This is a genomic window from Oceanitalea stevensii, from assembly GCF_014837105.1.
GTDB lineage: Bacteria > Actinomycetota > Actinomycetes > Actinomycetales > Actinomycetaceae > Oceanitalea > Oceanitalea stevensii.
The window spans coordinates 983,875-1,001,722 of sequence record NZ_JACSPO010000001.1 but is presented as its reverse complement, the minus strand read 5'-3'; the positions used below and the strand labels follow the sequence as shown (position 1 = coordinate 1,001,722).

At 74.0% G+C, this 17,848-nt stretch carries 22 protein-coding genes; 16 read left to right on the top strand and 6 right to left on the bottom strand.

All coding sequences use genetic code 11. The features are described 5' to 3' along the window. The first annotated feature begins 152 nt into the window (after positions 1 to 152). The 14 genes from H9624_RS04620 (at position 153) to H9624_RS04555 (ending at position 11,751) form a co-directional block, all read left to right on the top strand. Positions 153 to 2,378, top strand: a complete 2,226-nt coding sequence (locus H9624_RS04620) for a vWA domain-containing protein (protein ID WP_251838697.1) — start codon at positions 153 to 155, stop codon at positions 2,376 to 2,378. Between the two features lie 90 nt (positions 2,379 to 2,468). Next, on the top strand, positions 2,469 to 3,104 hold the full coding sequence (locus tag H9624_RS04615; RefSeq protein ID WP_251838696.1) for an alternate-type signal peptide domain-containing protein: 636 nt from the start codon (positions 2,469 to 2,471) through the stop codon (positions 3,102 to 3,104). A gap of 77 nt (positions 3,105 to 3,181) precedes the next feature. Beyond that, on the top strand, positions 3,182 to 3,769 hold the full coding sequence (locus H9624_RS04610) for a signal peptidase I (protein WP_251838695.1): 588 nt from the start codon (positions 3,182 to 3,184) through the stop codon (positions 3,767 to 3,769). Next, positions 3,766 to 4,383 (top strand): alternate-type signal peptide domain-containing protein, encoded by a 618-nt coding sequence (locus H9624_RS04605; protein ID WP_251838694.1) that lies wholly within the window; start codon positions 3,766 to 3,768, stop codon positions 4,381 to 4,383. Before H9624_RS04610 ends, H9624_RS04605 begins: the two co-directional genes overlap by 4 nt. Further along, positions 4,380 to 5,081 carry a hypothetical protein gene (locus H9624_RS04600; RefSeq protein ID WP_251838693.1) on the top strand — a complete coding sequence of 234 codons (702 nt, stop codon included), beginning with the start codon at positions 4,380 to 4,382 and terminating at the stop codon, positions 5,079 to 5,081. Before H9624_RS04605 ends, H9624_RS04600 begins: the two co-directional genes overlap by 4 nt. Then, positions 5,078 to 5,842, top strand: coding sequence for a hypothetical protein (locus tag H9624_RS04595; protein ID WP_251838692.1), 765 nt, complete (start codon positions 5,078 to 5,080; stop codon positions 5,840 to 5,842). Before H9624_RS04600 ends, H9624_RS04595 begins: the two co-directional genes overlap by 4 nt. A 330-nt stretch (positions 5,843 to 6,172) precedes the next feature. Further along, complete coding sequence (gene infA, locus H9624_RS04590) at positions 6,173 to 6,394, top strand: translation initiation factor IF-1 (protein ID WP_110851913.1); 222 nt, start codon at positions 6,173 to 6,175, stop codon at positions 6,392 to 6,394. Between the two features lie 58 nt (positions 6,395 to 6,452). Continuing rightward, positions 6,453 to 6,566: a 50S ribosomal protein L36 gene (rpmJ, locus tag H9624_RS04585; protein ID WP_110851912.1), complete on the top strand. Its 114-nt coding sequence runs from the start codon at positions 6,453 to 6,455 to the stop codon at positions 6,564 to 6,566. Between the two features lie 137 nt (positions 6,567 to 6,703). Further along, positions 6,704 to 7,078 carry a 30S ribosomal protein S13 gene (gene rpsM, locus H9624_RS04580; RefSeq protein WP_110851946.1) on the top strand — a complete coding sequence of 125 codons (375 nt, stop codon included), beginning with the start codon at positions 6,704 to 6,706 and terminating at the stop codon, positions 7,076 to 7,078. A 73-nt stretch (positions 7,079 to 7,151) separates the two neighbouring features. Next, entirely contained in the window at positions 7,152 to 7,559 is a 408-nt protein-coding gene (gene rpsK, locus H9624_RS04575) for a 30S ribosomal protein S11 (protein ID WP_251304015.1), read from the top strand. A 141-nt stretch (positions 7,560 to 7,700) separates the two neighbouring features. Continuing rightward, entirely contained in the window at positions 7,701 to 8,717 is a 1,017-nt protein-coding gene (locus tag H9624_RS04570; protein WP_251838691.1) for a DNA-directed RNA polymerase subunit alpha, read from the top strand. 30 nt (positions 8,718 to 8,747) lie between these two features. Next, positions 8,748 to 9,365 (top strand): 50S ribosomal protein L17, encoded by a 618-nt coding sequence (rplQ, locus tag H9624_RS04565; protein WP_251838690.1) that lies wholly within the window; start codon positions 8,748 to 8,750, stop codon positions 9,363 to 9,365. A 240-nt stretch (positions 9,366 to 9,605) separates the two neighbouring features. After that, a complete protein-coding gene (locus H9624_RS04560) occupies positions 9,606 to 9,857 on the top strand; it encodes a PqqD family peptide modification chaperone (RefSeq protein WP_251838689.1) in 252 nt (83 codons plus the stop codon). A gap of 19 nt (positions 9,858 to 9,876) precedes the next feature. Then, on the top strand, positions 9,877 to 11,751 hold the full coding sequence (locus tag H9624_RS04555) for an ABC transporter ATP-binding protein (protein ID WP_251838688.1): 1,875 nt from the start codon (positions 9,877 to 9,879) through the stop codon (positions 11,749 to 11,751). Here the strand turns inward: H9624_RS04555 and H9624_RS04550 are convergent. The 4 genes from H9624_RS04550 to H9624_RS04535 all read right to left on the bottom strand — a co-directional run bounded on the left by H9624_RS04550 (position 11,739) and on the right by H9624_RS04535 (position 14,551). Further along, a complete protein-coding gene (locus H9624_RS04550; RefSeq protein ID WP_251838687.1) occupies positions 11,739 to 12,695 on the bottom strand; it encodes a phosphoenolpyruvate carboxykinase (ATP) in 957 nt (318 codons plus the stop codon). The genes H9624_RS04555 and H9624_RS04550 overlap by 13 nt on opposite strands. Next, the gene (locus H9624_RS04545) at positions 12,692 to 13,141 is read right to left on the bottom strand and encodes a lasso peptide biosynthesis B2 protein (protein WP_251838686.1); all 450 of its coding nucleotides are present in this window, start codon (positions 13,139 to 13,141) and stop codon (positions 12,692 to 12,694) included. The genes H9624_RS04550 and H9624_RS04545 overlap by 4 nt, the downstream gene beginning before the upstream one ends. Continuing rightward, entirely contained in the window at positions 13,138 to 14,316 is a 1,179-nt protein-coding gene (locus H9624_RS04540; RefSeq protein WP_251838685.1) for an asparagine synthase-related protein, read from the bottom strand. Before H9624_RS04540 ends, H9624_RS04545 begins: the two co-directional genes overlap by 4 nt. A gap of 82 nt (positions 14,317 to 14,398) precedes the next feature. Then, positions 14,399 to 14,551: a lasso RiPP family leader peptide-containing protein gene (locus tag H9624_RS04535; protein WP_251838684.1), complete on the bottom strand. Its 153-nt coding sequence runs from the start codon at positions 14,549 to 14,551 to the stop codon at positions 14,399 to 14,401. Positions 14,552 to 14,840: 289 nt separating this feature from the next. On the opposite strand from H9624_RS04535, the gene H9624_RS04530 reads away from it, so the two are divergent. After that, positions 14,841 to 15,980 carry a nucleotidyltransferase domain-containing protein gene (locus H9624_RS04530; protein WP_251838683.1) on the top strand — a complete coding sequence of 380 codons (1,140 nt, stop codon included), beginning with the start codon at positions 14,841 to 14,843 and terminating at the stop codon, positions 15,978 to 15,980. 12 nt (positions 15,981 to 15,992) lie between these two features. Here the strand turns inward: H9624_RS04530 and H9624_RS04525 are convergent, their stop codons facing one another. Beyond that, the gene (locus H9624_RS04525; RefSeq protein WP_251838682.1) at positions 15,993 to 16,157 is read right to left on the bottom strand and encodes a hypothetical protein; all 165 of its coding nucleotides are present in this window, start codon (positions 16,155 to 16,157) and stop codon (positions 15,993 to 15,995) included. Between the two features lie 175 nt (positions 16,158 to 16,332). Here H9624_RS04525 and H9624_RS04520 point away from each other — a divergent pair, with 175 nt between their 5' ends. After that, positions 16,333 to 17,070, top strand: a complete 738-nt coding sequence (locus tag H9624_RS04520) for an alpha/beta fold hydrolase (RefSeq protein WP_251838681.1) — start codon at positions 16,333 to 16,335, stop codon at positions 17,068 to 17,070. Here H9624_RS04520 and H9624_RS04515 read toward each other — a convergent pair. Continuing rightward, on the bottom strand, positions 17,048 to 17,845 hold the full coding sequence (locus H9624_RS04515; RefSeq protein WP_251838680.1) for an ROK family protein: 798 nt from the start codon (positions 17,843 to 17,845) through the stop codon (positions 17,048 to 17,050). The genes H9624_RS04520 and H9624_RS04515 overlap by 23 nt on opposite strands. Between the last annotated feature and the right edge of the window lie 3 nt (positions 17,846 to 17,848).

Sequence of the window (17,848 nt, the reverse complement as noted above, 5' to 3'; positions counted from 1 at the left end):
CCCGCTCTCACCCCCGCCGTCGCGCGCCGCGTCGTGACTAGCCCGCGTGCGCCCGAGCAGTCGTCTCCCGGTCACTCGCTGCGGGCCCCCGCAGCGGCCCGTCCGGCTGGTGTGCTTCCCCTCGTCATCGATCACGGGCGGAGCACGACACCATGAAGCACCGAGCCTCAACGGGCAGCTGGGCCGGGCGCACCTCGCGCCGCGGCCTGACGGCCCTCGTCACCCTGGCACTCGTCGTCGGCGGGACGGGGTCCGTCGCGAGCGGCGAGCCGGGCGACGCTGCCGAGCAGGCCGCACCCACGCCGGCGACCGTCGAGCTCCCCGAGCAGGACGCCGCCACCGCGGAGCAGGTGCCCACCGTGGAGCCGTCTCCCGCTGTCGAGGCGGAGGCGCCCACCGCGGAGCCGTCCCCCGTCGAGGCGGAGGCGCCCACCGCGGAGCCGTCCCCCGCCGGAGAGGCCGCCGCCGAGACGGCGCCTGCGACGGAGCCTGTCGCCGCTCCCACCACCGGCCGTCCGAGCGCCGCGACGCGAGCCGTCGCCCCCCTCGCCGTGCCGAGCCCGAGCAGCACCTCGGCCGTCGTCACCGTCAAGGTGGGTGGCGACCGCGCCACCGCGTCCACCGTCGCCCCGCTCGCCGGCGTCCGGCTGCGCCTCCACGACGGCGGTGCCGCCGGCCCCACCGCGCCCGTCACGGCCAGCTGGGCGACGTGCGTGTCCGACGCGCAGGGCGACTGCAGCTTCGTCGTGCCCGACACCCAGCAGGCCGTCACGCGCACCGGCGAGTGCATCAGCTGGTTCCTGGTGTGGTGCACGGAGTACGAGCAGGTCGTCGTCACGCCCGCGGGCGTCAACCTGGACCGCCAGTTCTGGGTGGTGCAGGAGGCCGCCCCTGAGGGCTGGTACACCAGCTCGGCGCTCGTCACGGGCGGCGGGACCGTCCAGCAGGCGACGCCCTACCGCTTCCGGACCGGGACCCAGCTGAGGGCCGGGGCCACCTACACGGCCGGCCGCGACTTCATGACGACCTCGGGAGGGAACACCGACCGGACGGTCTCCGGCGGCCGCTGGCAGAGCTCGCGGGCCAACCCGCAGCTGCCGCAGACGTGCGGCGCCGGCATCGACGTCGCGCTCGTCCTCGACCTGTCCGGCTCCGTGGCGGACGCGGGCGCCGTCGGCGACCTCAAGGCCTCGGCCATCGCCTTCGCCGAGGCGCTCGAGGGCACCGGCTCGCGCCTGTCCCTCTTCACCTTCGCGCAGAACGCCCCCCGCACCACGAGTGCGAGCGGACGCAACTACCCCGAGCTCCTCCCGATCGACGGCAACCTGGCGACGATCCGCTCGCGGATCAACGCCTACGCCGCCGCCGGCGGGACCAACTGGGACCGCGGCATCCACCAGGTGGCTGCGGACGGGCAGGCCTTCGACCTCGCCATCGTCGTCACCGACGGCATGGCGACCTACTCCGGCTCCCCGGTCAGCGGACCGGGCAACTTCACCCGCTTCGTCGAGACCGAGCAGGCGATCTTCTCCGCGAACGCGCTCAAGGCGGAGGGCACGAGAGTTCTCGCCGTCGGTGTCGGGGAGGGCGTGAGCGGCGACGCCGCCAACCTCCGCGCGGTCTCCGGGCCCACGAGGTACGTCGCGGGCGCCTCCGCGAACACGGCCGACTACTTCCAGACGGGCTGGCGCGAGCTCGCCCCCCTCCTGCAGAACCTCGCCAAGGGCGCCACCTGCCAGGCCACGATCACGGTCGACAAGGTCGCGCAGCCCTACGGCGCGAGCGCCCGCCCGGGCGCCGGGTGGACCTTCGCCGCCACCCGGACCGCAGGGAGCGGGACCCTCGCCCCGAGCGGCACGCAGGTGACCGGAGCGTCCGGCTCCGTCGGCTACACGGTGCGCTTCACCCGACCCGACGCGACCGCGGCGACGGTGCGGCTCGAGGAGCGCATGACCTCCACGCAGCGGTCCCAGGGCTGGGCGCTGTCCACGCTGAGCTGCACCGCCAACGGCCGGCCCCTCGCGGTGGCCCGTGACGGCGACGGCCTCACGCTCGACGTCGCCGTCGGCGACGACGTCACGTGCACCTTCACCAACACCCAGACCCGTGAGCCCGGCGTCGAGATCGTCAAGCGGGCGTGGGACGTCCCGTCCGCCGCGCAGCTCGACGGCGCCCGCGAGCTGAGCGCCGGCTCCGCCGTGACGACCGGCTCGACCATCACCTGGACCTACACGGTCCGCAACACCGGTCAGACCGCCCTCTCCGACGTCGTCGTCACCGACGACCAGGGCGTGGACGTCCGGTGCCCACGAACAGACCTCGCCGTCGGCGACCACATGGTCTGCACGGGCTCAGGGCCCGTCACCGCACGCCCCTGACCCTCACCCCCAAGACTGCCCGAGCCCCTCCGCTCGGTCAGGTGAGGCGCGCACGCGCCGTCACCGATCACACCAGCTAAGGACACGAACATGAACAAGAAGACCACGGGCCTCGTCGCCGGAGCCGCTGGCGCGGCCCTCCTCATGGGCGGCGCGACCTTCGCGCTGTGGAACGACAGCGCCGAGGTCGCCGGCGGGGTCATCACCTCCGGCAACCTCGACGTCGAGGCCGGCGAGGTGTCGTGGAAGGACGTCTCGGCGGACCGCACCCAGGGCGACCACGAGATCACCCTCGACACCTTCCGCATCGTCCCCGGGGACACCGTCGAGGGCACCCTGCCCCTGAGCGCGGCGCTCCAGGGCGACAACCTCGTCGCCGAGCTCTCCCTCGACCGCCTCGGCGTCACCGGCGACGGCGAGCTCCTCGCCGAGCTCGCCGAGCACGCCACCTACGAGGTCCGTCTCGACGGCGAGACCATCGTCGACGCGACCCCGCTCGCCGCGGCGCAGCCCCTGCGCTTCGCCTCCGCGGACAACTCGCAGAACGTGGCCCCGCTCCACACGCTGCCCGCCGCGCTCACCGGCACCCCGAACCTCGAGGTCGTCCTCAGCGTGACCTTCGACGAGGACGTCGCCGAGCGCGACCTCGTCGAGGCCCAGGCCGCGCTCGAGGCCTTCGACGTGACCCTCACGCAGGTGCGTGACGGAGGCGTCGGCGGCTTCTGAGCGCCCCCCGGGTGGGGGCACGCACCCCCCGGCGGGCCCCCACCCACCCCCACCCGACCAGCAGAGGAAGGAGCACCATGGCCACGACCGTCGCAGCCCCCGGCACGACGCCGGCACCTGCCGAGGCGCCCACGGGCACCTTCTGGCGGGCGGTCCTCACCGGGACGACCGCCGTCCTGCTCGTTGCACTGCTCCTCCTCGCTGCCGCCGTCGCCGTCGTCCCCCGCGTGCTGGGCGGTGCGGCGCTGACGGTGCTCACCGGCTCCATGGAGCCGACCTACTCGCCGGGCGACATGGTCGTGTCGGTCCCGCAGGAGCGGTACGAGGTCGGTGACGTCGTCACCTTCCAGCCCGTCACCGGGGACCCCACGCTGATCACCCACCGCGTCGTCGGCGTCAGCCTGGGCGCCGAGACCGCCTACATCACCCGCGGCGACGCGAACGGTGCCGACGACGACCCCGTCGCGGCCGAGCAGGTCATGGGACGGGTCGTCTACCACGTCCCCTACGTCGGTCACCTCTCCGACGCGGTCGGACCCAACCGCGGCATCGTCGTCACCGCCGTCGCCTGCCTCCTCATCGGGTACGGCAGCTACCTCGTCATCGCAGACTCCCGTGCCGGCCGCCGTCGCGGCCCCGGGCAGATCACCACAGGAGAGTCGTGACCACTCGTCCCACCCCCCGCCGGGCTCGCCGGCGCCGCGGGTCCCTTCCTCTCGTCGCCGGTGCCGCGCTCCTCGCGGGCGCCACCGGCGCGGGCGGCACCGTCGCCCTCTGGCACGCTGCCGCAGACATGCCCCTGGGCACCATCACCGCCGGCAACCTCCACATCGACACGGTCGGTGGGACGGTGTGGCACGAGACCTCGGTGGACGTGCCCGGCACGCCGCGGCGCGTCGACCCGGACACCTTCCTCGCCCGCCCCGGTGACTCGCTCCTCATGAGCCAGCAGCTCAGCACCGAGCTCGAGGGTGACAACCTGCGCGGCCGGCTCACCGTCGGCTGGGAGCGGGAACCCGCCCTTCCCGACGGCGTCACCGCCACCTACGCGGTGCTGGACGAGGCGGGCGACCCCCTCGTCTCGGGCGTCCCGCTCGGTGAGGAGCGGCTGGTCACCCTCGACGACGACGGTCGCGTCCTCACCGTCGAGGTCGCCCTCACCCTGGGCCGGGGCACGGGCGACCGCGTCGGGGCGGACGCGGCCGCCCAGCTCACGGACCTGGGAACCGTCGTCGTCGACCTCGAGCAGGTCCGCACCGGAGAGGGCTTCACCTCATGACCACGACACGCCGCACGACGGTCACCGCCGCTGTCGCCGGCCTCACCGGTGCCTGCCTCGGCATCGGCGGGGTCTCCCTCGCCCTGTGGAGCGACTCGGCCGAGCTCGGCGGCAGCGTCGCCGCCGGCTACCAGTCCTTCGCCGTCGGGGCCCCCGGCGCCACCGAGCCGGCGCCGACCGGCAGCGCGGTGTACTCGGTCGGCCCGCAGGAGGCCGCCCGGCTCGTCAGCGACGGCGAGATCGCCGTCGCCGTCCAGGTCGACTCCCTCAGCCAGGGCAACAAGGGCCTGCACTACGTCGTCACCCCGCCGGCGGACTGGGGGAGCGGTGTGTTCGGCGCCGCGCGCCCGACGCTCTTCGCCGTCGACTCGCCGGGTGACTGCCGCATCGAGGTGCTCTCCCCGGAGAGCGTCCCCGAGCCGAGCGGCTACGAGTCCACCCCCGTCCCGAGCACGTACTCCGAGAGCACCGACCCGGTTGCCGAGTTCTGGTGCCTGTACGCCGCCTACGACGGCGCCCCGGAGGTCGGCGAGTACGCCAACACCGCCGGCGTCACGGCACGTGCGCCCGAAGGTACCGAGGTCCGGGCGGAGGACACGTGGGACGCCACCGTCGTCGCCCGGCACGACCCGGCCGCCGAGCCCGTCCACACCATCACCTTCACCTCCACCACCTTCCGTCCCGGGGAGCAGCCGTGAGCCGAGTACTCAGCACCGTCGCCGCGGCAGCAGTCGCCGTCGGGCTCGGCGCGGGCAGCGCGCACGCAGCCGTGCCCTACGACGAGTCCATCCACCTGTCGTGGGACGGCACCACGTACACCGGCGTGACGACCGAGAGCTTCCTCGGGACGCCGGTCACGGTGCCGGGCGACTCCGCCAGCCGGACCGTGCTCGTGCGCAACGACGGCCCGGCGACGGGCACGCTGCGTGCCAGCATCGTCAACGTCGACGTCCTCGACCCCGCGGCGCCCGACGTGCACCACGCGAGCGGGGAGGACGAGGGCAGCTTCTACGACGACCTCGTCCTGCGCTGGCCCGGCGGCTCGGCGTCCTTCGCCGAGCTCGACGCCAACGGCACGACCCCCGTCCTGGAGGTCGAGCTGGCCAAGGGCCGGGAGGTGCCCCTCACGGTGGGCTACGAGCTGCCCGTCGGGGCGACCTCGGGGAACCGTGCCAACGTCGCCCCGCGCAGCGCCTCCTTCGACGTCCTCCTCGAGATCGGCGCCGAGCTCCCCCCGGAGTCCGGGGTGGAGCCGCTGCCGGTCCCGACCGAGACCCACGGCCTGTCCGAGGTCGACGTACCGCCGGCGGCCGGCTCGAGCACGGGGCGGCTGCAGGACACGGGTGCCGACGTCGGGCGGATCGTCGCCCTCGCCGGACTCGCCGCCGCCCTCGGTGCGGGCCTCGCGCTCCTCGCCCGCCGCCGGACCGCAGCCGCCGGGCAGCCACCCGGCCACTAGACCACCCCGGCCGGCTCTGCCCGGCCGGCCGGGGTCCAGGGTGAGGCAGGGTCGCGCGAATCCCCGGTGCTTGTGATCGGTCCCGGGGGCGAGCCGCGCGACACACCTCCCCAGCCGGGCGGGGCCGTCCTCGGACGGCCCCGCCCGTGCACCCCCTGTGAGGGAGGTCATGCACGCGGGTGCAGGCGCGATGTCGTATGATGGAGCGCTGGACGAGCGTGCCTGCCACTTCCCTGCCTGGAACTTGGGGGACGGGCGTGTTCCACGGTACGCCCCGCCGGCGTCGCGAGACGTCGGCGGCCATGCAGGAGAGAAGAGTTAGCGGAGGATATGGCGAAGAAGGACGGCGTCATCGAGATCGAGGGCAGCGTTGTCGAAGCGCTGCCCAACGCGATGTTCCGGGTGGAGCTGAGCAACGGCCACAAGGTGCTCGCACACATCTCGGGCAAGATGCGTCAGAACTACATCCGGATCCTCCCTGAGGACCGGGTCGTCGTTGAGCTGAGCCCGTACGACCTCACCCGGGGTCGCATCGTCTACCGCTACAAGTAACCACTCGACAATCGCCGTCGCGGTGCCCAGTGCGCCGGCGCGGCGGCGGAGGAATGCCATGAAGGTCAAGCCCAGCGTCAAGAAGATCTGCGACAACTGCAAGGTCATCCGTCGTCACGGCCGCGTGATGGTGATCTGCACCAACCTTCGTCACAAGCAGCGTCAGGGCTGATCTGACGACGGCGGCGTCCTGCCGCCAAACGCACCGCTAGCTCCCACGGGAGCAACCCTCGGCTCGGAGGCCGAGGCCCGTCCAGCTCGGACGGGAGGGTGGTGCGGGAGACCTCCGAGCAGCACAAGGAGCACAAGTTGGCACGACTCGTCGGCGTCGACCTCCCCCGCGAAAAGCGGCTCGAGATCGCGCTCACCTACATCTACGGCGTCGGGCGCACCCGCGCCAAGCAGGCGCTCGAGGCGACGGGCGTCAGCCCCGACCTTCGCGTCAAGGACATGACCGACAGCGACCTGGTCGCTCTCCGTGACTACATCGAGGGCAGCTTCAAGGTCGAAGGAGACCTGCGCCGTGAGGTCCAGGCCGACATCCGCCGCAAGGTGGAGATCGGTTCCTACCAGGGCCTGCGTCACCGTCGTGGACTGCCCGTCCGCGGCCAGCGCACGAAGACCAACGCGCGTACCCGCAAGGGCCCCAAGCGCACCGTGGCCGGCAAGAAGAAGGCCCGCTAAGTAGTCCGGTCGCACGTCCCGGCGCTCACCGCGCCGACTGCCACCGGTCCGACGACCAGGAGAGAAGCACCGCATGCCCCCCAAGACCCGCTCGGCGTCCACGGCCCGCAAGCCGCGCCGGAATCAGCGCAAGAACGTCACGCACGGTCACGCGTACATCAAGAGCACGTTCAACAACACGATCGTCACGCTCACCGACCCCAACGGCGCCGTCATCGCCTGGGCCTCCTCGGGCCAGGTCGGCTTCAAGGGCTCGCGCAAGTCGACGCCCTTCGCCGCCCAGATGGCTGCCGAGGCCGCGGCTCGCCGCGCCCAGGAGCACGGCATGAAGAAGGTCGACGTCTTCGTCAAGGGTCCCGGCTCCGGCCGTGAGACCGCGATCCGCTCCCTCACGGCCGCCGGCCTCGAGGTGGGCTCGATCCAGGACGTCACCCCCCAGGCCCACAACGGCTGCCGTCCGCCCAAGCGCCGCCGCGTCTGAGTCTCACGCCGCACGCCGCCCCCACGGGGCGGCGTGCGGCAGCACGTGAGGCTCCGTCTCACCCTCCCGCCGGCCGGACCGATGCCCGGCGGGTGCCCTGCACGGCGTCATATAGCGGATGCCTGCTGAAAGGAACACATCGTGCTCATCGCACAGCGCCCCACCCTGACCGAAGAGGTCGTCAGCCCTCAGCGCTCCCGGTTCGCCATCGAGCCGCTCGAGCCCGGCTTCGGCTACACCCTCGGCAACTCCCTGCGTCGCACCCTGCTCTCCTCGATCCCCGGTGCTGCCGTCACGAGCATCCGGATCGATGGTGTCCTCCACGAGTTCACGACCGTCCCGGGCGTGAAGGAGGACGTCACCGAGATCATCCTCAACGTCAAGGGCATCGTCGTCTCCTCGGAGCACGACGAGCCCGTGGTCATGTACCTGCGCAAGCAGGGCCCGGGCGTCGTCACCGCCGGTGACATCACCCCGCCGGCCGGCGTCGAGGTCCACAACCCCGACCTGCACCTGGCGACCATCAACGCCAAGGGCAAGCTCGAGGTCGAGCTGACCGTCGAGCGTGGCCGCGGCTACGTCTCGGCGAGCCAGAACAAGAGCTTCGACTCGGAGATCGGCCGCGTGCCGGTCGACTCGATCTACTCCCCGGTCCTCAAGGTGACCTACAAGGTCGAGGCCACCCGTGTGGAGCAGCGCACCGACTTCGACCGCCTCGTCGTCGACGTCGAGACGAAGAACGCGATCACCCCGCGCGACGCGCTCGCCTCCGCCGGCAAGACGCTCGTCGAGCTCTTCGGCCTGGCCCGGGAGCTCAACGTCGAGGCCGAGGGCATCGAGATCGGCCCCTCGCCGACCGACGCCGCCCTGGCCGCGGACCTCGCACTCCCGATCGAGGAGCTCGGGCTGCAGTCGCGCTCGTACAACTGCCTCAAGCGCGAGGGCATCCACTCGGTGGGCGAGCTCGTGGCCCGCAGCGAGGCCGACCTGCTCGACATCCGTAACTTCGGTTCCAAGTCGATCGGCGAGATCCGCGAGAAGCTTGCTGCTCTCGGTCTCGGTCTCAAGGACAGCCCGGTCGACTTCGACATCTCGCAGGTCGACGACGAGTCGGACTACGAGGGCGACGTCGAGTTCAGCGACGACGCGCGCGACTGACGCCACCAACGATTCACAACAGGAGAGATCATGCCCACTCCCGCTAAGGGCCCCCGTCTTGGTGGCAGCCCCGCCCACGAGCGTCACATGCTTGCGAACCTCGCCACGGCGCTGCTCGAGCACCGCTCGATCACGACGACGGAGCACCGCGCCAAGCGCCTGCGCCCGGTCGTCGAGAAGCTCATCACCCTCGGCAAGCGTGGCGACCTGCACGCCCGCCGCAAGGTGATGGCCACGATCCGTGACAAGGGCGTCGTGCACGACCTGTTCGCGGAGATCGCGCCGGCCATGGCCGAGCGTCAGGGTGGCTACACCCGGATCACCAAGACGGCCCCCCGCAAGGGCGACAACGCCCCCATGGCCGTCATCGAGCTCGTCATGGAGCCGGTGAGCCCCAAGCAGGCCACCGTCCGTGAGGCCGAGAAGGCCGTCGAGCGCGCCGCGAAGGAGGCCACGACGCCCGCCGTCGAGGCCCCCGAGACCACGGTCTCCGACGAGGCCGCCGACGCCGTCGAGGACGCCAAGGCCGAGGAGACGCAGGAGGCCCAGCAGGCCGCCGCCGAGTCCTCCGCCCAGGCTGCCACCGACGCCGCCACCGACGCGCGGGCCGACGAGTCCCCCACGGGGCACGCCAACCCGCGCGGCTGACTGACGACCGGCGCGAGCCGGTCCACCTGCTCGGGGAACCCACAAGGTCACCCCGACGAGTCGCGAGGCCCCTCACCCTCACCCGGGTGTGGGGCCTCGCGTGCACCCACGATCGTCCGCCCCGCCCCCGTGACGCGGCCGACCCCGGCAGTACGCTCACCACGACTGCCGGGCCGCGTCGCCGCGCCCGCGCGGTCCCGGGCGCGCGACAGCGGCCGGAGGACTCGAGAGGGAGTGCACGTGCAGCTGCGCAGCGAGGGCATCACCTGGCAGGAGATCGACGACGAGCTGGTCATCCTCGACACCGCGCGCTCGGTCTACCTCACGACGAACGTGGCCGGCGCCCACCTGGCCAAGCTGCTCACCGAGGAGCGGTCCGTCGAGGACCTCGCCGACGCGCTCGTCGCGGAGTACGGGATCGACCGTGCGACGGCCGAGGCGGACGCGGCGGCCTTCGCCGCCGACCTCGCCGCCAAGGGGCTGCTGCGGTGACCAGCCGCGAGGCCGGGCGATGACCGAGGAGTCCGAGCCGCTCGACCCCCTCGACCTCCAGATCGAGAGCCGCAACCAGCGTCGCTCCGCCGGCCGCCTGTGGCAGCTGGTCCGCCGCTCGACGCGCCTCGTCTGGGGCTCCGGACGGCTGCTGTTCGTCGGGCTCCTCGTCGTCCAGGTGATCGCGGCGCTCGTCCTGGCGGGCCAGGTGCTCGTCGTCGAGTCCTTCCTCTCGGCCGTGCTCGAGCTGGGTCCGGGCGGCGGCGTGCCGACCGTGCTCGTCGCCGCGACGCTCGGCCTCGCGGGACTCATGGCCGCGGCCGCGCTGCTCGACTCGGTGCGCGGGAGCATGAGCCGCTTCCTCGGTGAGTCCGTGGCCCGGCGCACCTACCAGGACGTCCTGGACGCGGCCACCGCCGTCTCCCTGCGCCACTTCGAGTCGGCCTCCTTCTACGACCGGCTACAGCGGGTCGAGGCGAGCGCGACGAGCCGACCCTTCCAGGTGACCCAGGCTCTGCTCGGGATCGTCGGCGGCCTGGCCGCGACGGTCGGCGTGGGCGCCGTCCTCGCGGGCATCCACCCGGTGCTGCTGCCGCTGCTCCTGCTCGGCGGGCTGCCGATGATCCTCACCAACCGGCGCGAGAGCCGGCGCGAGTTCCAGTTCATGGTCGCGCAGACGCCGCGCCAGCGGCAGCGCTACTACCTCAGCTACCTCCTCACCACGCGGGACGAGGCCAAGGAGGTCCGCGCCTTCGACCTCGGCGGGCCGTTCCGGTCACGCTTCGACGAGCTCTACGCCCGGTACCTCGCCGACCTCGCGCGTCACCTGCGGCGACGGCTGGCCCTGAGCACCGTCGGGAACCTCGGGTCCGCCGCTGTCCTCACCGGCACCCTCCTCGTGCTCGTCACGCTCATCGGCCGCGGCGCAGTGTCCGTGGCCCAGGCCGGCGCCGCCATCGTCGCGATCAGGATGCTCCAGGGACAGGTCCAGGCCCTGCTGCGCGGCATGCAGTCGATCTTCGAGGCCGGGCTCTTCCTCTCCGACGTCGACCAGTTCATGGACCTCGCGGCCACGGCGCGCGACGAGGAGGAGGGGGACCCGGCGCCCCCGACCTTCGGGGAGATCACGGTCGAGGACGTCCGCTTCAGCTACCCGGGCAGCGCCACCGAGGCACTGCGGGGCGTGGACCTGCGCATCCGCCGCGGGCAGGTCGTCGCCCTCGTGGGGGAGAACGGCTCGGGCAAGACGACGCTCGCCAAGATCCTCGCCGGCCTGTACGACCCCAGCGCCGGGGCCGTGCGGTGGGACGGCCGCGACACCCGCGCGTACTCGCGGGTCTCGGTGCGCGACCGCGTCGCCGTGATCTTCCAGGACTTCGTCCGGTACGCCTTCACGGCCCGCGAGAACATCGCCTTCGGCCGCGCCACGGCCGACCCCGACGGCGGGCGCGTGGACGAGGCCGCGCGCCGCGCCGGCGCCGCCGACTTCCTCGAGGCGCTCCCTGCCGGCTACGACACCATCCTGTCCCGGATGTTCAAGGGCGGACGCGACCTCTCGGGCGGCCAGTGGCAGCGGGTGGCGATCGCCCGCGCCTTCTACCGCGACGCGCAGCTGATGATCCTCGACGAGCCCACCGCGGCCCTCGACCCCCGCGCGGAGAGCGCCCTGTACGACTCGCTGCGCTCCGTGCTCGCCGGACGAACCGCCGTGTTCATCTCGCACCGCTTCTCCTCGGTGCGTGCCGCCGACGTCATCTACGTCCTCGACCAGGGACAGGTCGTCGAGGCGGGCTCCCACGACGAGCTCATGGCCCGGGAGGGCATGTACGCCGAGCTGTTCCGTCTCCAGGCCGCCGCCTACCTCGGCGACCCGGGAGTCCCTCAGGCGCGGTAGGCGGGGGACAGGCGGTCGACCGCCGCCCAGATCGCCGGCGCGATGTCCTCGCGGAACGGCGGCCCCCACGGCACGTGCCCCACGAGGACGGGCACGCTGCGGGCGAGCCAGGACGCGTGGGTGAACACCTGGGCGAGGACGGTGGGGTCCTGCCAGCCCATGAGCCGGGGGAAGCTCATGAGCGCGAAGAGTGCCGACTTCGCGTCGAGGGGCTCCAGCTCGAGCCGCCCCTCCCGGTTGGGCCGAGGGATGACGACGGCGCCGAGCGGGACCGCGTCGGTGCCGGGCGAGGGCAGCCCCACGACGGTCCGGTCGTCGGCGCTGACCCGTGACCGGAGGTCGCTCAGTCCCGCCGTCACCGCCTCGGCGCCCGCGCGCAGCCGCAGCTCGGTCGCCCCGAGGGGGACGAGGGGGACGTCGCCCGTCGTCACCGGCACGACGTCGTCGCTCACGACGCGGGCACCCTGCGCGCACAGGAGTGCGGCGAGGGTGCTCTTGCCCATCCCGGAGTGCCCGAGGAAGGCGACGGCGGTCCCGTCCCGCTCGACGGCGCTCGCGTGGAGGACGGCGTGGCCGCGCAGGTAGAGCTGGAGGGCGAGCAGGGTCCCGGTCGTCATGATCGCCCGCATGCCCGGCGCGGCCCCGTGGACGAGGTGGAGGGTGACCTCGGACAGGTCGGGGCTGATGGCGAAGTCGCAGACGCCGTGGACGCGCAGGAGGACCGAGCCGTCGTCGTCGCGGGTCACCGTGTACCAGCGGTCGGGGTCGGTCCCGAAGTCGAGGAGGACGGTGCCCGGGGGGGTCCGCCGGTCCTCCTCCATGGGCGCCCCGTCGACGACCGTGACGTCCACCCGCGACCCCGCGGGGGCGGGGCGGTGCTGGTGGAGGGCGAAGCCGGCCGCGACGGTGAGGCCGTAGAGGCGCTGGGGCGGTTCGGGGCTCATGCGGGGACTCCGGTCGTGAGGGTACGGAAGCTCTCGACGCCGTCCGGGTCGACGACGATCCCGTCGACCTCCAGCCAGGCGTGCGCCTTGACCTCGCCGGCGACCTTCTGCACGCCGATGCGGACCGCGTGGTCGCGGTACCGCAGCGCGTGCGCGCCGAGCAGGGCGCGGCGCAGGCAGGTCCCGTTGAAGGGGCGGTGCCGCAGCACCCGCCACGTGACGTCGAGCCGCTCACGCTCGTCCTCGGTCAGCCGGATGAGCCGCGGGTCGGTCCGCCGGCCGGCGGTGCCGTCGAGGACGAGCCGCACCCGCAGCAGCCGGGCGAGCCGGGGCAGCGGCAGGACGCGCAGGCCGAGCTCGACGGCCGCCGCGAGGGCCGCCGTCCGGACCGCGCGGACCCAGGTGCGGGGGTGGCGGCGCAGCAGCGTGCGGACGGGCCGGCTCACGGCGCGTCCTCGAGCGGCGTCGGGATGCCCCGGGACTGGCACCAGGCGACGTGGAGGAGGTAGTCGGCCGCCGGGTGAGGGTCCTCCTCCAGCCACGCGGACCGCAGCGCGACGGGGTCGACCCAGTCGGGGTCGAGGCCGGTGCCGTCCCAGGCCCGGGCGAACGCGCGCTCCTCCGGGCCCCACCGGGTGGAGTTGAAGGAGGCCTTGGAGCGGCGGCTGAGCACGCGGTCCGGCAGGACGTCGTGGAACAGACGCCGGAAGACCGCCGTGCGGTCCCCCCAGCCGAGCGGGCCGGCCTCCGCCGCGAGGGCGTCGGCGAACCGGAGGTCGGCGAAGGGGTTGACCGGCCGGGAGCCGTACTCGGCGATCCCGGCGTCGAAGTTCGCCATGGCCACGGCCATGGGGCGGGAGCGCAGGGCCTCCCGGGTCGCGCGGTCCCAGCGCAGCGGCTCCTGCGCCAGCGTCGTCACGCGGCCGAGGTACTCGTCCGCGGCGGCGGGGCGGAGCCACGGAGGGCTGATCGACGCACCCTGGGCGCGGATGTCGCGGCGGCGCAGGATGTTCGGACGGGCCGCCCGGAGTCCCTGGCGCAGGTGGCGCCGGCGGGGACGGGTGAGGGCCAGGGCGTCGCGCACCGCGCCCATCCGCTGCCCGTCGAGGATGGCGTCGCCCCCCTCCCCGGAGATGACGACGCCGGGGTCGAGGTGGCGGTAGACGGCCCCGTGGAGCTGGACGGCCTCGGGCCACACCGGGCCGTGCCGGTGCAGCGCCGCGGTGGCGACCTCGCCGAGGAGACGCTGCTCGCCGTCGAACTCGAGCACGAGGTGGTCGGGAAGACCGAGATGGTCGAGGACGAGCTCCTGCCAGGCGGTCTCGTCCGCCTCAGGCGCCGTCGGGTGGCGGACCGTCACCGGCACGGGCGCGGGCAGGCCGTGCCGCCGGGCCACATGGGCAGCGAGGGCGAGGAGGGCGGAGGAGTCCCGGCCCCCGGAGAAGAGGACGCGGCACGGTGGCGTGGACAGGGCGTCGAGCAGGATCGCCTCGAGGGTGGCCCGCGCGCCGAGCCCGGTGCGCTCGACGGGCACCGGCACGGTGGTGGCCTCGGGCAGTGCCAGGAGGGTCTCGGCCCGGGTGAGGCCGGTGAAGGTGGCCTGCGCCGTCGGTGCGCTCACGCGGGGGACCTCTCCTCGGGACGGGGGGACGTGCTGCGGGCCGGACGGTCCACGTGGACCGTCCGACCCGCAGCTGGCCTGCTCAGCGGGAGCCGACGGGCGGGTGCGGGTCGGCCGGGTCGCCCCAGATGTCCCACCAGATGTTGTTGTCCTTCTTCGGACCGGAGGCGAGCTTGCCGAGCGTGAGGTCGCGGACGCTGCCGACCTCGGTCATACGGGGTGCGTCGTACTTCATGTCCTTCTCCTTCGTGAGCGATGAGCCATGACGCCCGGAGGGGCCGTGTGGTCGGCGAACGGGGGTGCCGCCGACTGGGACCGAGCCTAGGGACGGGCCCCGTCCTTGACGACGGTTGTCGCGCGAGAACGTGGATGACCCCCGGATGACGCTCCCGGGGCGCCGCGCTCACCCGGACGCTCACCCCGGGCGCCCCGGCGAGCGTCCGGCAATCACGCCGTCCCGCACCCGTGCCGTCGCTACGCTCCCGGTAGCGCCGGAACCGACGGCGGGCGAGGACGGGAACGGCATGACGCGCACGAACCACGACCGGGCGGTCGGCGAGCTCCTCCGCGCCGTGTGCCGCGACGACGGCGACGTCACGGCCGCCGCCTCCCTGCCGGCCGATGCCGTGGTGGCGGCCGCCCGCCACCACCGGGTCTCGCCGCTCGCCCACGTCCGTCTGCGGGAGACGGCCCCGGCGGTGGCCGAGGCGCTGCGGGCGGACCGGGACGCCGCGAAGTCGCTCCACATCCGCGCCGGGATGCTCCTGGCCCACGTGTCCGAGGTGCTCGCCGACGTCCCCTGGGTCGTCTTCAAGGGGCCGGTCCTGTCCGAGCTCGCCCACCCCGTGCCCGGCGTGCGGCCCTACGGCGACCTCGACCTGCTCGTCGCACCGCAGGACCTGCGAGCGGTCAGTCGCGCACTGCTCGCGGCCGGGTGGGAGGTGGGCGACTACGAGGACATGCTCCGCAACCCCCAGACCCCGGGCGAGATGCACTGGTTCACCCCCGCGGGCATCCAGGTCGACCTCCACTGGGCGATGATCAACATGGGCTCGCGGCGCCGCCTCTTCCGGATCGACACCGACGCGCTGCTCGCGCGGCGCCGCCGGGTGCGCATCGGCCTGGGCCAGGCGTGGGCGCTGGACGAGGCGGACGCCCTCGTCCACGTCGCGCTGCACGCCGCCCTCGCGGGTGGCAACCGGCTCGCCTGGATGGTCGACGTCGACCAGCTCAGCCGTCAGGTCGGCAGCTGGCGGGTGGTCGCGGCGCGCGCCACCGAGTGGGGCGCCCAGGCGCAGCTGGCGCTCGCGCTGCGGCGGGCCACGGCGACCCTCGGCACCCCGGTGCCGGCGGACGTCTACCGGATGCTGGGGACGTCCCTGCCGCTGCGCGTGGTCCTCGACGCCGTCGACCGGCTCGTCCCGGTGGAGCGGCAGCGCCGCGACGCCTCGCCCTCGCGCCTCGTGGCCCGCGCGGTCCGTCCCGGCGCGCTGCGCACCGTCGCCCAGGTGGCGCGGAACGCGGGCCAGGGGGTCGTCGACCGGCTCGCGCCGCGCGAGGGTGCCACCGTCGCGAGGGTGACGGCGGGGGAGGAGGCCCTGGAAATCTACCTCCGGGCGGTGGAGGACAGTGCAGGAACGGGGGCCTCACCGGTCTCCCGGTGAGGCCCCCGTCCGTCAGCGGGAGCCGACCGGCGGGTGCGGGCCGGCCGGTGGCTTGTCCGGCGGCCCGGCGTAGCCGGACCAGACCGAGTTGTCCTTCTTCGGACCCGGTGTCTGGCGACCGAGCGTGAGCCCGTGGACGGTGCCGACCTCGTCGAGCCGAGGTGCTGTGTAGGCCATGCGTCCTCCTCTCCTGGGTGACGGGTGACGCCCGGCTGGGTGGAGGCCCGGGCGCCGGTGTGAGGGGGACGCTACGGGCACCCGAAGGTTGGCGGGCGGGGCGGGGCGGGGGGTCCCTGGGTGATTCGCGCCGACGGCCGAACGTCACCCCCGCCGCGCGTGGCAGGGTGGGGCCGTGAGCCGCGTCTCGGTCGTCCTCGTCCACGGCATCCGTGCCTCCCGCACGATGTGGCGCCCCCAGCTCGCCGCGCTCGAGGAGGCCGGCGTGCCGGCCCTCGCCCCGGACCTGCCCGGCCACGGGGAGCGCGCGGGGGAGCCCTTCACCGTCGACGGCGCGCGCGCGGCGGTCGAGGAGGCGGCCCGCGCGGCCGGGGGCGCCGTCGTCGTCGTGGGCCTCTCGCTCGGCGGCTACCTCACCCTGGACTGGGCGGCGCGGACCCAGCAGCGGGTGGTGGGCGTGGTGGCGGCGGGGTGCTCCACGCGGCCGCGCGGTCCCGGACTGGCCGCCTACCGGCGGGTCGCCGCGCTCATCGCGCGCCTGCCCGACGGCGGCCGGTGGCTCAACGACACCCTCGCACGGGTGGCGCTGCCGCCCGCGGCGCTCGCGGACCTCCACGAGGGCGGCATGGAGCTCGGGGTGATGGACGCGGCGCTCGCCGCCGTCGGCGGTCTCGACCCGATCGCCGACCTGCGCGCCATCGACGCGCCCGTGCGGCTCGTCAACGGCCGCTGGGACCACTTCCGCACCCAGGAGCGGCGCTTCCTCGCCGCCTGCCGGGACGGGCGCCTGGAGATCGTGCCGGGGGCCACCCACCTCGTCTCCCTCGTGCGCCCCGAGGCGTTCAGCCGGATCGTGCTCGACCTCGTCGAGGAGGTCGCACCCGGCTCGGTCAGGACCGCCCGCTCGGCGTGATCCCGCCCAGCTCCCAGGCCCGCACCCCGCCGACGATGCCCGCGCTGTTGGGGACGATGACGACGTCGTCGCCCAGCCGGTCGAGGGTCGGGCCGGTGATGCGGCGCGAGTTGCCGCCGCCGAGGTAGAGCCGGTCCCACAGGACGACCGGACGCAGGGAGTCGACGACCTGCCGCACCCGCCGCGACCACATCGCGTCCCCCAGGCGCAGCCGTTCGTGCTCGCCGATGTACTCGTCGTAGGTGAGGCCCCACCGGGCCTGCGCCCGGGAGAGCTCGAGGTGCGGGGCCAGCCGGCCGCCGTCGAACAGGGCGTTGCCCAGGCCCGTGCCGAGGGTGACGACGAGCTCGAGCCCGGCCCCGGCGACGACGCCCGCGCCGTGGACCTCGGCGTCGTTGAGGAGGAGCACGGGCACGCCGAGCTCGGCGCTCAGCGCCTCCTGGAGGTCCAGGTTCTCCCACGCCTCGACGAGGTCGGGCAGCACCTTGGTCCGGGGGCCGCCGCGCGTGACGTAGTGCGGGGTCGTGACGACCACGCCGTGCCGGATCATCCCCGGGATCCCCACGGTGGCGCGCTCGGCGGGCGGCAGCTGGTCGGCCAGGGACCGGATCGTGTCGACGAGCCGCTGCGGCGGCAGGGGGTAGGGCGTGGCCGCCCGGACCGGCTGGGCATGCATCGTGCCGGCCGCGTCGAGCACCGAGGCCTTGATCCCGCCGCCCCCGCAGTCGACGGCGAGGGTGGTCGGTCCGCGGCGTGCGGTGCTCAGTGGGTCCACCCC

Bases quoted from the DNA above. Each gene is read 5' to 3' on its own strand.
- H9624_RS04620 (WP_251838697.1), top strand. From the start codon at position 153: ATGAAGCACCGAGCCTCAACGGGCAGCTGGGCCGGGCGCACCTCGCGC.
- H9624_RS04615 (WP_251838696.1), top strand. From the start codon at position 2,469: ATGAACAAGAAGACCACGGGCCTCGTCGCCGGAGCCGCTGGCGCGGCC.
- H9624_RS04610 (WP_251838695.1), top strand. From the start codon at position 3,182: ATGGCCACGACCGTCGCAGCCCCCGGCACGACGCCGGCACCTGCCGAG.
- H9624_RS04600 (WP_251838693.1), top strand. From the start codon at position 4,380: ATGACCACGACACGCCGCACGACGGTCACCGCCGCTGTCGCCGGCCTC.
- infA (WP_110851913.1), top strand. From the start codon at position 6,173: ATGGCGAAGAAGGACGGCGTCATCGAGATCGAGGGCAGCGTTGTCGAA.
- rpmJ (WP_110851912.1), top strand. From the start codon at position 6,453: ATGAAGGTCAAGCCCAGCGTCAAGAAGATCTGCGACAACTGCAAGGTC.
- rpsK (WP_251304015.1), top strand. From the start codon at position 7,152: ATGCCCCCCAAGACCCGCTCGGCGTCCACGGCCCGCAAGCCGCGCCGG.
- rplQ (WP_251838690.1), top strand. From the start codon at position 8,748: ATGCCCACTCCCGCTAAGGGCCCCCGTCTTGGTGGCAGCCCCGCCCAC.
- H9624_RS04555 (WP_251838688.1), top strand. From the start codon at position 9,877: ATGACCGAGGAGTCCGAGCCGCTCGACCCCCTCGACCTCCAGATCGAG.
- H9624_RS04550 (WP_251838687.1), bottom strand. From the start codon at position 12,695: ATGAGCCCCGAACCGCCCCAGCGCCTCTACGGCCTCACCGTCGCGGCC.
- H9624_RS04535 (WP_251838684.1), bottom strand. From the start codon at position 14,551: ATGAAGTACGACGCACCCCGTATGACCGAGGTCGGCAGCGTCCGCGAC.
- H9624_RS04530 (WP_251838683.1), top strand. From the start codon at position 14,841: ATGACGCGCACGAACCACGACCGGGCGGTCGGCGAGCTCCTCCGCGCC.
- H9624_RS04525 (WP_251838682.1), bottom strand. From the start codon at position 16,157: ATGGCCTACACAGCACCTCGGCTCGACGAGGTCGGCACCGTCCACGGG.